Source organism: Hymenobacter psoromatis, assembly GCA_001596155.1.
Taxonomy (GTDB): domain Bacteria; phylum Bacteroidota; class Bacteroidia; order Cytophagales; family Hymenobacteraceae; genus Hymenobacter.
The window spans coordinates 3,575,643-3,591,378 of sequence record CP014771.1 but is presented as its reverse complement, the minus strand read 5'-3'; the positions used below and the strand labels follow the sequence as shown (position 1 = coordinate 3,591,378).

13 protein-coding genes are annotated in these 15,736 nt (G+C 60.0%); 9 read left to right on the top strand and 4 right to left on the bottom strand.

Features of this window, described 5'->3' with window-relative positions; genetic code table 11:
* A complete protein-coding gene (locus tag A0257_15355) occupies positions 1 to 261 on the bottom strand; it encodes a pterin-4-alpha-carbinolamine dehydratase (GenBank protein ID AMR28329.1) in 261 nt (86 codons plus the stop codon).
* Between the two features lie 154 nt (positions 262 to 415).
* Between A0257_15355 and A0257_15350 the strand changes: the two genes are divergently transcribed.
* Together A0257_15350 and A0257_15345 are read left to right on the top strand one after the other, a co-directional pair.
* On the top strand, positions 416 to 931 hold the full coding sequence (locus A0257_15350; protein ID AMR28328.1) for a hypothetical protein: 516 nt from the start codon (positions 416 to 418) through the stop codon (positions 929 to 931).
* A gap of 93 nt (positions 932 to 1,024) precedes the next feature.
* Positions 1,025 to 1,237 (top strand): hypothetical protein, encoded by a 213-nt coding sequence (locus tag A0257_15345; GenBank protein ID AMR28327.1) that lies wholly within the window; start codon positions 1,025 to 1,027, stop codon positions 1,235 to 1,237.
* A gap of 58 nt (positions 1,238 to 1,295) precedes the next feature.
* Here the strand turns inward: A0257_15345 and A0257_15340 are convergent, their stop codons facing one another.
* A complete protein-coding gene (locus tag A0257_15340) occupies positions 1,296 to 3,074 on the bottom strand; it encodes a hypothetical protein (GenBank protein AMR28326.1) in 1,779 nt (592 codons plus the stop codon).
* Positions 3,075 to 3,088: 14 nt separating this feature from the next.
* Positions 3,089 to 4,717: a hypothetical protein gene (locus A0257_15335; GenBank protein AMR28325.1), complete on the bottom strand. Its 1,629-nt coding sequence runs from the start codon at positions 4,715 to 4,717 to the stop codon at positions 3,089 to 3,091.
* 525 nt (positions 4,718 to 5,242) lie between these two features.
* On the opposite strand from A0257_15335, the gene A0257_15330 reads away from it, so the two are divergent.
* The 3 genes from A0257_15330 to A0257_15320 all read left to right on the top strand — a co-directional run bounded on the left by A0257_15330 (position 5,243) and on the right by A0257_15320 (position 8,239).
* Positions 5,243 to 5,833, top strand: a complete 591-nt coding sequence (locus tag A0257_15330; GenBank protein AMR28324.1) for a hypothetical protein — start codon at positions 5,243 to 5,245, stop codon at positions 5,831 to 5,833.
* A gap of 120 nt (positions 5,834 to 5,953) precedes the next feature.
* A complete protein-coding gene (glyA, locus tag A0257_15325; protein AMR28323.1) occupies positions 5,954 to 7,258 on the top strand; it encodes a serine hydroxymethyltransferase in 1,305 nt (434 codons plus the stop codon).
* A gap of 165 nt (positions 7,259 to 7,423) precedes the next feature.
* Positions 7,424 to 8,239 carry a preprotein translocase subunit TatC gene (locus A0257_15320; GenBank protein AMR29796.1) on the top strand — a complete coding sequence of 272 codons (816 nt, stop codon included), beginning with the start codon at positions 7,424 to 7,426 and terminating at the stop codon, positions 8,237 to 8,239.
* A gap of 102 nt (positions 8,240 to 8,341) precedes the next feature.
* Here A0257_15320 and A0257_15315 read toward each other — a convergent pair whose 3' ends face one another.
* Positions 8,342 to 9,772, bottom strand: a complete 1,431-nt coding sequence (locus A0257_15315; protein ID AMR28322.1) for a hypothetical protein — start codon at positions 9,770 to 9,772, stop codon at positions 8,342 to 8,344.
* A gap of 155 nt (positions 9,773 to 9,927) precedes the next feature.
* Between A0257_15315 and A0257_15310 the strand changes: the two genes are divergently transcribed.
* From A0257_15310 to A0257_15295, 4 genes are all read left to right on the top strand, one after another.
* Positions 9,928 to 10,353, top strand: a complete 426-nt coding sequence (locus tag A0257_15310) for a hypothetical protein (protein ID AMR28321.1) — start codon at positions 9,928 to 9,930, stop codon at positions 10,351 to 10,353.
* Between the two features lie 49 nt (positions 10,354 to 10,402).
* Positions 10,403 to 11,212, top strand: a complete 810-nt coding sequence (locus tag A0257_15305) for a methyltransferase type 11 (protein ID AMR28320.1) — start codon at positions 10,403 to 10,405, stop codon at positions 11,210 to 11,212.
* Positions 11,213 to 11,371: 159 nt separating this feature from the next.
* The gene (locus A0257_15300; GenBank protein AMR28319.1) at positions 11,372 to 12,604 is read left to right on the top strand and encodes a hypothetical protein; all 1,233 of its coding nucleotides are present in this window, start codon (positions 11,372 to 11,374) and stop codon (positions 12,602 to 12,604) included.
* A 107-nt stretch (positions 12,605 to 12,711) separates the two neighbouring features.
* Positions 12,712 to 15,711: a helicase SNF2 gene (locus tag A0257_15295; protein AMR28318.1), complete on the top strand. Its 3,000-nt coding sequence runs from the start codon at positions 12,712 to 12,714 to the stop codon at positions 15,709 to 15,711.
* Positions 15,712 to 15,736 lie beyond the last annotated feature (25 nt).

The window sequence follows — 15,736 nt, the reverse complement described above, 5'->3', positions numbered from 1 at the left end:
CTACCCCCTCACTTCCTCGCCTTTATAGGCCGCCGCCAGCTGGTCGATGGCGGCGGCCAGCTGGTGGTCTTTTTGCGTCACGACGCGGCCGGCCGAGTGGGTGCACAGCCGGAAGCTCACGGTGGCGTAGTCGTTGCTCCACCAGGGATGGTGGTTCTGATGCTCAGCTTCTTCGGCCACGTCGGTCATGAAGCAGAAGGCTATTTTGAAGTCTTTGAAGCGGAAGGTGCGCGTCAGGGCGTTGTCGTGTTCAGTCCACATGAGGGGGTAGGGAATTGCTACGGAGGCTGGCCGGCTAAAAGCTGACAACCAGACAACTTGAGCCGCCGGCCGCCGGCGAAGCTAAACCCAAAGCCGCAAACCACAGTACAACTTACCGGGCGCTTCGCCTTTTCACTAGCTGCCTCCCCTACCCATGCCAGTTGACCCTAATAACCGCCCCATCCGCGTCATCAACGACGATACGACTGAAGAAGAATTTGCCGCCGGCTTGCGCATTCCGAATGCCGACCCGCCCAAAAACGGCGATGCCCGCGGTGGTTTCGGCAACCGGGATGGCAAGGAGGGCTTCGGCACGGCCAATGGCGAGGGCGAAACCGCGCTGGCCATGAACTCCAATGACAGCAGCCCGCACCAGCCCGGCGACAACATGCGCACCGTCGAGCAAGGCGCTGACCAACGCCGCGACCAGGACCTGCCCAGCCCCGACGCCGAGCGCGACGAAAACGGCCGCCGCCCCCAGCGCGGCCCCGTCGATGAGCTTGACGCCGACGACCGGCGTAAGGGACCCGACGAGATGGAAGATGCCGATTCGCACGTGGGCATGGGCCAGATGGCTCCCAGACCTATTAAACCCATCACCGGCACCGACACCAACGCCGAAATCACCGACCCCGGTGCCAAAGACTCGGCCATTGACCAAGGATTTTAATATAATGGGCGGTGAATGATGAGTCGTAGGTAGTTGCCTGTTTGCTTATTATTCACCGCTTATTATTTTTTCTCACTATTAATTCCTTTTCCCATGTCTACCCACCACACTGAGCAGAACAAGCAGTCGCAGACCAGCAAGAACGAGCCCGGCATGCCCGAGCACACCAAAGCCGACGCCCTACCTGTCGATGACCTCGACGAGGCCACCGAAACCCGCCTCGAAGACGAGGCCCAGGACACCGGGATGCAACACCCTAACCGCAGTCACAACAAGCCAGACAACGGTAAAGGCAGCTACGCTTAGACTGCGTTTAATTCAACCAAAAGGGAGAGCCGATAAGTATCGGCTCTCCCTTTTGGTTTCAGTTTAATACCAGCTTTTGGGTGAGCAGACCCGCGCCCAGGGTTTGCAGGCGTAGCAGGTATATGCCGGGCGGCAGGCCGGTGAGGTCCAGCGGATGCTCAGTAGCGGCGGGGGGTAGGGCGGCGGTGCGCACCGGGCGGCCCAGCGCGTCCAGCACATCGAGGTGGGTGGGCCGGGCGCCGGCCGGCCAGGCCACGCGGACCGGCCCGGCACTGGGATTAGGGTAGACTTGTAGCGCGGTGGCGGCATTCGTAGCGGGCCGGGCGGCCAATGGCAGCTCCTGGTCGTCGAGGGCAGCGATGAAGGGATACTCTACACTGCCGGTGGTGCCGCTGGCGTAGATACCGCCAAAGTAGGCATCACTTTGGAAAGCCCCGCAGATATATACCCGCCCTACCCCATCGGTAGTCAGGCCCAGGCCCGAGCGGAAACTACTGGCCGCCAGCGAGTAGCGGCCCGAGCCGCCGTAGCTCTGGAGCCAGCGCAGCTCGCCGGCTCCGCTGTATTTAGCTACGTAACCCTGATAGCCCACCGTAGTGCCCTGCAAGGACGTGTTGGTCCCGAAGAGTACGCCCGCGTAGGCCGCGCCGCCCACGTACACCTCCCCGCGCTTATTGACGGCTACCGAGCGCACCGCCTCGTACTCGCCGCCCCGAATGGCCTGCACCCACTGGCAGGTGCCCTGCGCGTCGTATTTGGCCACGAAGCCATCGGGGGCGCCGAAGCCGTAAGGATAAGAGGGAAAGCCGGTGGAAGTGAGCTGAAATGGGCCGAATGTGGCCGTGGCCGTACCCAAGGCCACGGCATTAGAGCCAAACTCCCCGCACACGAACACCGCCCCGCTGGCATCGGCGGCCACGCCTTCGGCAAAGTTATTGGCCTCGCCGCCAATTTTTTGCACCCACCGCAACGCGCCCTGGGCCGTGTATTTGGCTACGAAGCCATCCGCAAGCTGACTGGTGAGCGTTACGCCGGGCGCGAAGGTGGCCGTGGCCGTGGTGTTGCCAGTGGGAATATTGGCCGCGCTTATCCACCCGCTCACGCTCACTTCGCCGGTGGCATCCAGGGCCACGCTCGTTACGCGCGCCAGCGGGGCAGAAACCTGCCGCACCCACCGGCAGGTGCCCTCCGCGTCGAACTGCGCCAGCAAGCCCGACGTGTCATCGTAGGCGGCCGGCTGGTTGCTGGTGAGCGGCGGCTGGCCGGCCAGCGCCAGCGTGCCGGCGTACCGGCCGCCCAGCGTGCAGGTGCCGTCCGCCGCTACGGCCAGGCTGGCTATCTCTACCCGGCGGCCCGCGTCGAGCTTGCGCAGCCACGCTACCCGGCCGGCCGGCGTGTATTTGACCAGAGCCGTGACAGAATAATAATAGTCTGCTGGCGACTGTATCGTCTCCATATCAAACGTAGCATCTCCCTTAATGGTATAGCTTACGTAGCTGTTGCCGGCTGCATCCATCCCGATGGCCGTACCCGTCACGTTTTTTCCTAGTCCTGCTTGCAGCCAGGAATCGGTCCCAGTGGCCGGGCCGGCAAGAGTAAACGCCCCTTGTTCGTAAGGTGCTACGCCAACTGTTTTACCGGCCAAGGTAAGCGAACTAACAAAGTAGCCCGTTGCGACCACCTGCCCGTTTGCCTGGGCAATGCTGGTCGCGGCGCTCTGTTGGCTACTATCGGCATTGGTTATTTCCCCAACTTTGGCCCACCGGAAAACCTGGGCCTGCGCCAGCGAAGCCATTAATAAGCCGCCGCTTAACAGCACGAATTTTAGATTTTTCATCGCGTTCCGCCGTTTTATTGGATTACCAGTTTTTCCGCGTAGCTCCCGCCGGCAGTCGTTACCCGCACCAGGTAGAGGCCGGTGGTTAAGCCCCGCAGGGGTATTTTCATCGTTAGCGTAGTAGGGCCAGGGGCTATTGCCTGCCACACCACCTGCCCGCTTAGGTTCAGCACCTCCACCCGGCTAATACCAGCCGGCTCGACTTCCGTGCTCACCAAGCTGACAACGGTGCTTTGCATAGCCGGGTTAGGGGCTAGCTGAATAGCCACTGCTAGCCTGGCAGCAGGTGAATCCTTCCGCGCAACACTGGTGGTAGGCGGAGCCTGCACGGTAGTGGTAGCCCAGGAATTATACGGATTACAACTACCCACTGCCTGCGCTACCAGGCCCGGATTGGAACAGGCTCGGTTCAGAAATGGGTCGGTAGTCATGTACACGTCCATGCCTGCCGGGATGCTCAACTCGCCCTCAAAGCTGATAGTATTGCCCGCGTGAAAGCCGCCGCTACCCCCGCCGTAGCCAGCGGTGCCGCCATTACGCACTACGTCCATTTGCAAGGAGGAGTTGTAGTCGAATACCAGATTGTTTGGGGCCGCAAAGAACTGTCCATATTGCTGAAACACCTTGCCCGTAAACGTAGCGTCTGCTGGATTGAAGAGCACCGTGAAACCGCTATTATAGGGTAGGTAATCGTTGATGTCCAGGTAGGTGCTGCCGGACCCACCCGACGAATTTCCTGAGGGCTGCGTTAGCGCGTCGAAGGCATAGTCCTGCGCGAAAAAACAGGGTGCGTCGGTAACCGAAGCGTTAGTCCGGCGCAGCGTGGCGATGATGCGGATGAAAGCCGGAGACCGGGCCAGGCTATCAGTAGGAGCAGTGAAGGCCATGTCTTTAAAGCAGCCTATATCCACGAACGGCGTTTGCACCAGATAAGTATCGTCGTTCGGGCTGCTGGTGGGGCTAGCGTCGAAAGGAACCGCTTCCAGGTTGCCGGCCTCCACTTGTGCGTAGAGCAGGTTATAACGAGTGGGCGAAGCCGGGTTATCGACAATACTCGCTAAGGAAGAGTAGCCGACCTTTTGCACGATGGCCGCCTTCACCGACACCACCTGCATCCCGGAGGTTTGGTTGAATACCGGCTCCAGGTCCTGGGTCACGGAGTAGGACGTGTAAAGTTCTTCCGGCACCTGGCCCCGGTAGCCGCTATACATCTTGGCCCGCGGGTAGACCCGCTGTGCCAGTTGCGGCGTCCGGCGCAAATTAAACAGACCCATTGGGCAGTCGTAGTAAGGTTGCGAAGCCCGCCTGAAGCCATTGGTGTTACCATCAAAATTATGCGGTGTGCCAGGTTCTTCCGTAGAAGTAGAACCAATCAAGGTAGTAGTCTCAATGGTGCCTTTCAGGCTGATGGAGCCGCTGGAAACCGTGGGAGCCGGCGTAACGGTAGTTGGCTTGTCGTCACTGGGCCACAACAAGCCGGCGATGGAACCAGCTACTCCGAATACCCCACCTAATGAGCCAGCCACGCCCAGAATCCCTTTAAGCGCACCGCTACTTTTGGTATTTTGCTCGATAAAATTTGAGGCTTGCTTGACCTTGGCTAATGGGCCAGTTTTAAATTTAGCTAAGCCCTTGGCAGCCAATGAATTTTAAAAGTAAGTGCTTTTTCATATAGAAAAGAAAATGATGAGAAAATGATGGTTTTTCAGACTCTTGCACTCTACTACGACCGTATTCAATAAGCTGATACCTGCTGACCAAAACACTGAGATAGCTAAACACTTGTTTAATAAATAACTTTCACAATATTATTCATAATTTCTTCATTAAAAAAGGACAGAAATTATTTTTTTGTGACATATAAATAATTCTGATGTTTGTCAGAAAATACAATAAATTATCAGAATAAGCTAAATAATGAACTCAGCTAAATAAGGCTAATAAACTGTTTATCAATTTTATATTGCAAGTGATAGCATATAGATTCATTGTGCAAAAAATGACTTTTTTGTGACATTGCCTCATGGCAAGTTTATTCACTAATGTTTCATTTATGCGTCGCTTCGTCGCCACCGACCTGCATGGCTGCCTGCGCACTTTTCGCCACTTGGTAGAGGAGAAACTGCGCCTGCGCCCCGCCGACCACCTGTATCTGCTTAGGTGATTACGTGAACAAAGGCCCCGATAGTGCCGGCGTGCTCGACTACCTCATGCAGCTGCAAGCCGCTGGCTACCAGGTGCGTTGCCTGCGCGGCAACCACGAGCACGAGTTGCTGGCCACCATCCACGGCGAACCCAACGCCAACGGCATGTGGAAGCTGGCAGCCGAGAAGCAGCTGACGCTGGCCAGCTTCGGCGTAGCGCGGGTCGCCGACATTCCGGTTCGCTACGTGCAGTGGATGAGCGCCCTACCCCTCCAGCTGGAGCTGAACGACTTTGTGCTGATGCACGCCGGCTTCAACTTCGCCCTACCCCCCACCGAGATGCGCAACGATGCGCACAGCATGCTTTATAGCAAAGAATTTACCTATGACCCCTCGCGGCTGGCGGGCAAGCGCCTGCTGCACGGCCACGTGCCTACCCCCGTGGCTGAGGTTGAAGCCATCGTAGCCGCCAGGGCCGGGGCCATCGGCCTCGATACCGGCTGTGCGTTTCGGCTCAACCCCAAGTTGCGCCACCTGGCCGCGCTTGATTTGGATAGCTGGGAGCTGCACTTGGTGGAGAATTGCGAGGAACCCTACCCCATCGCTGTGCGGTAAGCTTTCGCTTGCCGTTGCCAGTGAAAGTGCGCATTTTCAAAAAAGGCAAGCTGAAGCTTACCGCACATCCTTACCCGGCAAGCTAAAGCTTACCCTACACTCCGTCGTACTTTTGAACCTATGCAAGCCACTGCCCCTACCGCCGCCCCCGTTGCCGTGTACGATACGGCCGTTTTCGACCTCATTGCGCAGGAGCGCCAGCGCCAGACCCACGGCCTGGAGCTGATTGCCTCCGAAAATTACGTGTCTGACCAGGTGATGGCGGCGCAGGGCTCGGTGCTCACCAATAAGTACGCCGAGGGCTTGCCTGGCAAGCGCTATTACGGTGGTTGTGAGATAGTTGACCAGGTAGAGCAGCTGGCTATCGACCGCGCGAAGGAGTTGTTTGGCGTGGCCTGGGCCAACGTGCAGCCCCACTCGGGCGCGCAGGCCAACGCGGCCGTGATGCTGGCCTGCCTCAACCCCGGCGACAAAATTCTGGGCTTCGACCTCAGCCACGGCGGCCACCTCACGCACGGCTCGGCAGTCAATTTTTCGGGCAAGCTTTATAAGCCTTCTTTTTACGGAGTAGAAAAGGCGACTGGTCTTATCGACTGGGACAAAGTGATTGACACCGCCCGCCGCGAGCGCCCCAAAATGATTATCTGCGGGGCCTCGGCCTACTCGCGCGACTGGAACTACGCCGCTCTGCGCCGCGCCGCCGACGAGGTAGGGGCGCTGTTGCTGGCTGATATTTCGCACCCCAGCGGCCTCATTGCCAAGGGTTTGCTCAATAATCCGTTTGAGCACTGCCACATCGTAACCACCACTACGCACAAGACATTGCGCGGCCCGCGCGGCGGCCTCATCATGCTGGGTCAGGATTTCGACAACCCGTTTGGCCTGAAAACGCCGAAGGGCGACATCCGCCCCATGTCGGCGCTGCTCGACTCGGGGGTGTTTCCCGGCACGCAGGGCGGGCCCTTGGAGCACGTTATCGCCGCCAAAGCCATAGCCTTCGGCGAGGCGCTGGGCGAGGGCTATACCAACTACGTGCATCAGGTGCAGAAAAATGCGCAGGCCTTGGCCAAAGAGCTGACCAATCGGGGCTACGACATCATCTCGGGCGGCACTGACAACCACCTGATGCTCATTGACCTGCGCTCGAAGGGCCTCACCGGCAAGCTGGCGGAGAACACCCTGGTGCAGGCCGACATCACCATCAACAAGAATATGGTGCCCTTCGATGACAAGTCGCCTTTCGTGACGAGTGGCATCCGTATTGGCTCAGCCGCCGTAACTACCCGCGGCCTGGTCGAGGCCGACATGGTGCGCATCATCGAACTCATTGACGAGGCGCTGACGCACCACGCCGACGCCGGCCGCATTGCCGGCGTGCGCCACCAGGTAAACGAGTGGATGCAGGCCTACCCATTGTTTCAATGAGTGAATGGGTGAATGGGTGAATGAGTAAATGGCGGACGCTGTCTGCCGCACTCATTCGCCCACTCCCTCAACATTCACTCATTCACTCATTCACCCATTCACCCCTTGGCTTCCCCCACTCAAAAATTTCAACAGAACCGCGCCGCCGCCGAAGGCGAAGCGGAGATGTCCTTTATTGACCACCTGGAGGCATTGCGCTGGCACATCATCCGGGCGGCGATTGCCGTGGTGGTCTTTTCGCTGTGCGCGTTTTTTGCCAAAACCTTCCTGTTTCATGACCTGATTCTGGGGCCGTCGCGCTCTGATTTCTGGACCTACCAGACGTTCTGCAAAATCGGGCATTATTTCGGCTCTACCGACCCGTGCGAGAACCAAGTCAACTTCATTATTCAGAACCGGGAGATGAGCGGGCAGCTGACCATGCACATCAGCACCTCGTTTATCGTGGGCATCTGCCTGGCATTTCCCTATTTGTTTTGGGAGATTTGGCGCTTCGTGAAGCCCGGCCTCTACCCCCACGAGCGGGCCAACTCGAAGGGCGCGGTATTTTTTGTGTCGGTTCTGTTTATCCTGGGTCTGCTGTTTGGCTACTACATCGCCGCGCCGCTGAGTATCAACTTCCTGGCCTCGTACACGGTTGACCCTACCATCCAGAACCAGATTGACTTGCAGAGCTACTTGAGCACGCTCACGACCATGACGCTCTCGTGCGCCTTCGTCTTTGAGCTGCCCATGATAGTGTTTTTCCTGGCCAAAGCCGGCCTCGTGACGCCCGAGCTAATGGTGCTCTACCGCAAGCACGCCATCGTGGTCATCCTCATTATCGCGGCCATCATCACGCCGCCTGATATCTCGGCCCAGATTATCGTAACCATTCCGATTCTGATTCTTTACGAACTCAGCATTCACATTGCCCGCGTGGTGCGCCGCAACAGCGCCGCCAAGCTCAACGCCGAGCTGCTGCTACCCGGCGCGGAATAGAACAAGTGTGCGATAAGCTTCAGCTTGCCGGACTTAAATCTATAAAAAGCCGCTTTCTACAGCAGGAAGCGGCTTTTTTACGTTCACCCGGCAAGCTGAAGCTTACCGCACATACTGATATACTCCCGGCACGCCGGGCACCGGCTCGTAGCGGCCAAACACATCGGGCAATAAGTAGCGCAGGCGGGGTAGCAAGCCGGCCTGGTCGAGCAGGTAGGCCGGCGGCTGCGGGCCGAGGCTGCGGGCCACGCGCACCACGGCTCCGTACTCGGTGAGGTGGCCAAAATCAGCCTGTGCGAGGGGCCAGTCGAGGTAGGGCCGGGCGGCCGGATGGTCGAGGTAGATGCGCCGGCCCGGCCCCAGCACCAGCACCGGCCGGCCGGCCACGAGGCGGCGGTAAGTGGGGTTGGGCTGCGGGGCGAAGGCGCTTTCGGGGGGTAGGCGCAGCAGCGCGGGCAGGCCGGGCACCCAGTCGCGGTAGCGCAACCCCACCGTGAGGCCCAGCACCGCCACAAACAGCAGCTCGGGCACCCAGGCCAGCTGGCCCGGCACCCGCTGCCACAAATACAAGCTGAAATAGGCCAGCGGCGGTAGCAGCAGCAACAGGGAGCCCGGCGCCAGCCCCCGCCCAATGACCAGCACGGCCAGCGCCACCAGCAGCCACACCAGCATCAATTGCCGGAATTTCGTTTGAAAAACCAGGCCCAGCGCCGTGCCCGTCGCGCGCAGCAGGGCTAGCGCCAGCAACGTCCCTACCCCCCCCAGCAGCGGCCAGGCCACGGCGGGCGGCAGGCCATCGGCGGCGGCCACGGCCGGAATGAGGCCGCGCTCCAGGTGCATCCAACTGAAATTGGGCAACGCCCCGACGTACAGGAATACCGTGGCTATCAACGCGTAGGGCGATAAAAAACCGCACATCAGCAGCAGGGAACTGCGAAACGAATTGGCTGCGAAAATGAGCACCGCAAACAGCCCCAACACCACAAACAGCGCCAGCGGCAGGTAGCAGAGCGCCGCCAGCCCCACCAAAAAGCCTGCCCGAAACAGCCGCCGGTTGTCGTAGCCCTCGCGCGAGGTGGGCAGCAGCGTGCTGAGGGCAAACACGATGAACGTGTGCCCAATGAGCAGCGGCGACAGCGTGTCGAGGTCGGTGCTCACGCTGCCCACCACCAGGTAGGTGAGCGCCGCCAGGTAGCCGCGCTCGGGATGCACGTCGGCCTGGTTGAGCACCGTGTTGAAGCGCAGCGCCTGCACCACCAGCAGGCCCAGCGCGGTGGCGCGGTACAGCAGCAGCGGGCGGCTCCAGGCCAGCTCGAGCAGGCCGGCGGCGGCGGCGGCCAGCGGCGCGGTGCCGTCGTAGAGGTCGCGGTAGGGCCAGGCCCCGGCCCCTACCCCCTCGCCCAGCAGCAGTAGGCGCAGCTCGGCGGCCGTGGTGGGCAGGCCCCACCACAGCAGCGGCACCCGCAGGGCCAGCACCAGCGCCAGCAGCACCAGCACCTGGGCCGGCAGAGAGCTTTTGAAAAAACGCAGCAAATTTTCTGGTTCCTGGTTTCTGGTTCCTGGTTTCTAGTTGGCAAAGGTCGGACACTTGATTCAAGAATCTGCAACTCGAAACCAGGAACCAGAAACCAGGAACTGTGAACTCGAAACCAGGAACTAGAAACCCGAAACTACCTTTGCTATTTACTATGGAAAGCAAACGACAGCAAAAAATGGCCAGCCTGCTCCAGCAGGAGCTGGCCCAGGTGCTCCAGCGCGACCTGCCGCACTTGTTTGGCAGCGGGCTGGTGCCCAGCATCAGCACCGTGAAGGTGACGCCCGACTTGGGCGTGGCCCGCATCTACCTGAGCCTGCTCATCGGCAACGACGCGCCCGAGCGCCTCGAAGCCATCAAGGAGCACACCAAGGAAATTCGATTTGCCCTGGGCAAGCGCATTCGCAGCCAGGTGCGCGTGGTGCCCGAGCTCACATTCTTCCACGACGACAGCGCCGCCTACGCCGCCCACATGGACCAGGTGCTCAGCCAGCTCGACATTCCGGCCGCCGAGCCTGAGGCCGACGACGCGCCCGCCCTACCCCGCCCCCGGCTCTTCAACCCCAAGGATGATGAATAGACTTGCTCTTAGCAATTCATACTTCATACTTCATAATTCATAATTTCTTTTGTACTACGACCCGATTAAGCGCAGCCTGGGCAACGTCTTCAACCGTTCGCCGTGGCTGCGGCGCTTGTTTTATAACCTGCTCGACCTCTTGCTGTTGCGCACCTGGCACGTGCACCGCGAGTTGCGCCAGTGGGCCAAGGGCCGCACCCGCCAGCCGCTGGATATTTTGGACGCCGGCGCGGGCTACGGCCAGTATAGCTACTGGCTCAGCGGCATCAGCAACCTTTGGCGCATCCTGGCCGTGGATGTGAAGGAGGAGCAGGTGGCCGATTCCAACAACTTTTTCCGGGCCATCGGGCGGCCGCAGGTGCAATTTGCGGTGCAGGATTTGGTGCTGTATCAGGAGCCCAACTCGTTTGACCTGGCGCTGGCCGTGGACGTGATGGAGCACATTCTGGAAGATGTGGAGGTGTTTCGCAACATCCACACCTCGCTCAAGGATGGCGGCATGCTGCTCATCTCTACCCCCTCCGACCAGGGCGGCTCCGACGTGCACGCCGACTCCGAGACGAGCTTTATTGAGGAGCACGTGCGCGACGGCTACAACATCCACGAGATTCAGCAGAAGCTGCGCACTGCCGGCTTCGAGCGCATCGAGGCCAAGTACAGCTACGGCGAGCCGGGCCAGATTTCGTGGCGCTTCAGCATGAAGTACCCGATTTTGATGCTGGGCAAATCGCGCTGGTTTTTCCTGCTCCTACCCCTCTATTATGCCGTGGTGTTCCCGTGGTGCCTGCTCCTCAACTGGCTCGACGCCCGCACCACCCACGATTCGGGCACGGGTTTGATTGTAAAGGCGTGGAAGTAAATCACGGATTACGCGGATTTAAACGGATTTCACGGATTTTGTGGACGTGAAATCCGTAGGAGTAGGCTTCAGACCCGCCAGTATATTTCTTTGCTTTCTGAATTGAAGCTATCCACAAAATCCGTGAAATCCGTTTAAATCCGCGTAATCCGTGATTTTGTGAACGTACCTCTCCTCATTGCACGGCGCTATTTTCTCTCCAAGAAGAAGCGCAACATTATTACCATCATTTCCAACATCTCGATGGTGGGCGTGGCGGTGGGCACGGCAGCGCTCATCATCGTGCTCTCGGTGTTCAATGGGTTGGAAGACCTGGTGCGCTCGCTCTACGGCAAGTCGGACCCCAGCCTGGTTATCGCGGCCCGCGAGGGCAAGTCCTTCTCGGCTGATACCCTGCTGCTTACCAAGGTGCAGAACACGCCGGGGGTAGCCCTGGTAACCGAAGTAATTGAGGACAATGCCCTGCTGCAATACCACGACCGGCAGATGGTGGTGAAGATGCGCGGGCTGTCGGAAAATTACTTTGGGCAAATTCCCATCGACTCCAACCTCGTGGCCGGCGACCACCGCCTGCGCCGCGGCAACCTCGAATACGCGCTCATCGGCGAGGGCGTGCAGAACGAGTTGGGCATCACCCTCGACAACCGCCTCGCGCCCCTGCGCCTGCTCTACCCCCGCCAGGAACCCGGCCGCAAAACCCTCAATATCAACCCCGAAAAGGCGTTCAACGAGGAAACTATCCTGGCCGGCGGCGTCTTCCAGATTGAGCAGCATCTCGACGACAGCTACCTGTTCGTGCCCCTCAGCTTTGCCCAGCGCCTGCTGGGCTACGGCGCGCGCCGCACGGCCCTCTACGTGCGGGTAGGCGCCAGCTTCAAGCCCGACAAGGTGAAGGCAGAGCTGCGCGAGCGCCTCGGTAACAGCTTCACGGTGCTCGACTCCGACGAGCAGCACGTGAGCCTGCTCAAAGCCATCAAGATTGAGAAGCTGTTCGTGTTCATCACGTTCGCGTTTATCCTGCTCATCGCCTCGCTCAATATCTTTTTTTCGCTTTCGATGCTGGTTATTGATAAGCGCAAAGACATTGCGGTGCTCCAGGCGATGGGAGCCACCGAGCAGCTGGTGCGGCGCACGTTTTTGCTGGTGGGGGCCATTGTGGCGCTCGTGGGGGCCGTGGCGGGGCTGATACTGGGGGTAGGGATTTGCTGGATACAGGAAACTTTCCACGTCGTGAGCATGGGCATGGCCACGAGCGTGGTCGATTTCTATCCGGTTAAAATGCAAGCCTCGGATATATTTTTTATCTCCCTGGCCATCATTTCCATCACCTTGGCCGTATCCATTCGACCAGCGCTGAACGCTGGCCGAATGCTCATCCGCGAAAATTTATAAACCGGCGCGCTGCCAGGCAATTAATCGAACACGTCGGTTTTCGTTTGGCCTGAACAGATGGCAAATAGCAGCATTCGGGACTAACTTGCGCGTTCTCGTGCTCGGCTATGAATGTTTCTACTGCGCTACCCTTTCAACTTGTGTACTCGTTGTTTGCCCACGAGTACCTGGGTCATCTCTTCACGGCGCACGTGGTGCAGCTCGGCCCGCGCGGGCAGCTCACCTTGCAGCACCAAACGGTTTCGGCCAAGAACGCGTCCGAGTTTGCCGACGGGCTGGAGCGCGACGATTATGAGCTAATCAAGCTCTGCGACGAGCTGCAGCAGGACGCGGTTATCAAGGAATTCTGGCCCCGCAAAATCACGCCGGCCGAGTTTTTCCTCAAAATTTATAATCCCGAAAAGGGCGACAAGCCCATGCAGGAGGCCGTGGCGCGCTACGTGCAGCAGCGCTTGGGGCGGCTGCTGGCGGGCCTGCAAGGCAAGCACGTTTTCATCATGGGGCGCGATGGCGAGCCCACCTGGCGCGAGTTGAAGCTGGCCCCTACCCCCGCCTCGGTGTTGTTTCACTTCCGGCGCAACGAGGAGGGCACGCACTACTTCCCCACCATCCAGTACCAGCAGCAGCGGCTGGATTTTCAGTTCAAAAACGCCGTACTGGTGTGCCAGCAACCCGCCTGGCTGCTGGTGGAGGACGTGCTCTACTGCTTCCGCCACGACGTGGACGGGCGCAAGCTGCAACCCTTTCTGAATAAGAAGTTTATCGTGGTGCCGCGGGCCGTGGAGAAGAGCTATTTCCAGAAGTTCGTAGCCCCGCTCATGGAGTCGTTCGATGTCCACGCGCGCGGCTTCGACATTCGCACTGAGCGCTATCTGGCCCGGCCGCAACTCACGTTTTCGGACGTGCCGCCCGGCCCGGCGGCGGGCGCGCCGGTGGTGCCCGTGCGCCCGCCCGGCCCGCCCCGGCGCGGCCGCGTGCCGCTGCCCAAGCCAGTCGTTATCCCCGGCGCAGGCACCGACGAAGCGCCGCTTTTTTTCACGCTTACCTTCCGCTACGGAGCCTACGACCTACCCCTTACCCCCCCGCGCCCCATGAGCGTGCAGCTGGAGGAAGATGCTGACTCCTACGTCTTTCGCCGCCTGCTGCGCTCAGCCAAGGAAGAAAACGAGCGCGCCGACGAGTTGCGCCAGCACGGCCTTCCCCTTGACACTGATGGCCACGCCACGCTGCCCAAGGCGGAGGCGTTTCGCTGGCTGCACGACCACGCGCCGGCCTTGGCTGCGCACGGCTTTCAGGTGCAAGGCGCGGCCTCGGCCAGCCAGGATTACTTCATCGGGCCGGTGCGGGTGGATGTGGGCATTGAGGAGCGCGGCGACTGGTTCGACGTGCGCGGCACGGTCTGGTTTGGCGAGTACGCGGTGCCGTTTATCCGGCTGCGGCCCTACATCTTGCAGCGCCGCCGCGAATACCGCCTCCCCAACGGTCAGGTCGCCTTCATCCCCGATGAGTGGTTTACGGACTATCTGGAGCTTTTTGCTTTTGCCGAAGAAACCGACGGCCAGCCGCTATCGCTGCGACGCCACCACTTGTCGTTAGTCACTGATTTAGAGAATGATAACCTGGCGACCGTGACCCTCACGCGCCGCCTCGAAAAGCTGCGCGACTTCGCCGCCGTGGAGGAGCGGCCCCTACCCGTTGGCTTCCGCGGCACGCTGCGGCCCTACCAACACGCGGGCTACAACTGGCTGCGCTTCGTGCAGGACTACCACCTCGGCGGTTGCCTGGCCGACGACATGGGTTTGGGCAAAAGTGTTCAAACGCTGGTCATGCTGCTGGAGCGCAAAGAGAGTGGTGGGGCGAAAGGCGCGGCCTCGCTCTTAGTACTGCCTACTTCCTTGGTACACAACTGGATAAACGAGTCCCGCAAGTTCACGCCCGGCCTGCGACTGCTGGCCTATACCGGCACCTACCGCGACAAGAACGTGGCGCAATTTGCTGACTACGACATCGTGCTGACCAGCTACGGCATCGTGCGCCTGGATACTGATTTGCTGGCAAGTTATCAGTTTGATTACGTAATACTTGACGAGTCGCAGGCCATCAAAAATCCCAGCTCGACCACGGCGCAGGCGGTACGGCAGCTGCGGGCGCGGCACCGGCTCATCCTGACTGGCACGCCGGTTGAGAATTCCACAATGGACTTGTGGTCGCAGATGTCGTTTATTAATCCCGGCTTGCTGGGCACGCAGGCGTTTTTTCGGAAGGAATTCGTCAAGCCCATCGAGAAAAACCAGGACGAGAGCCGCACCCGCAAGCTGCACGCGCTCATCAAGCCCTTCGTGCTTCGCCGCCACAAAGCTCAGGTAGCCAGCGAGCTACCCGAAAAAACCGTGCATCTCAGCTACTGCCCGCTCACCGACGAGCAGCAGCAGTTTTACGAGGAAACCAAGAGTTTCTACCGCAATAAAATCATGGAGACGCTGGACGGGCACGCCCCCACCCCCGCCGGCGGCACGCAGCTGATGCTGTTGCAGGGCCTCACGCGCCTGCGCCAGATTGCCAACCACCCGCGCTTGGCCGATGCCACCTACGCGGGCGAGTCGGGCAAGCTACGCGAGGTGCTGCGGATGCTGCGCAGCGTAGTGGCCGAGGGCCACAAGGTGCTTGTGTTCAGTCAGTTTGTGCAGCACCTGAGCCTGGTGCGCGCCGGTCTCGACGAGCGCCAGCTCGCCTACGCCTACCTCGACGGCCACACCCGCGACCGCCAGGCCGAGGTGGACCGCTTCCAGCAGGACCCCGATTTACAGATTTTCCTCATCAGCCTCAAGGCGGGGGGGGTAGGGCTTAACCTCACCGCCGCCGACTACGTGTTCATCCTCGACCCCTGGTGGAACCCCGCCGTGGAGGCCCAGGCCATCGACCGCGCCCACCGCATCGGCCAGCAGCGCCCGGTGTTCGTCTATAAGTTCATCAGCCAGGGCACGGTGGAGGAGAAAATCCTGGCCCTGCAAAAGCGTAAATTACAGTTAGTGAATGACTTGATAACCACCGACGAGGCCGTGATAAAGTCGCTCACGCGGGCCGATATCGAGGAATTGCTAGGGTAGGGCGCGGGGTGCGTGCGGAGATTAG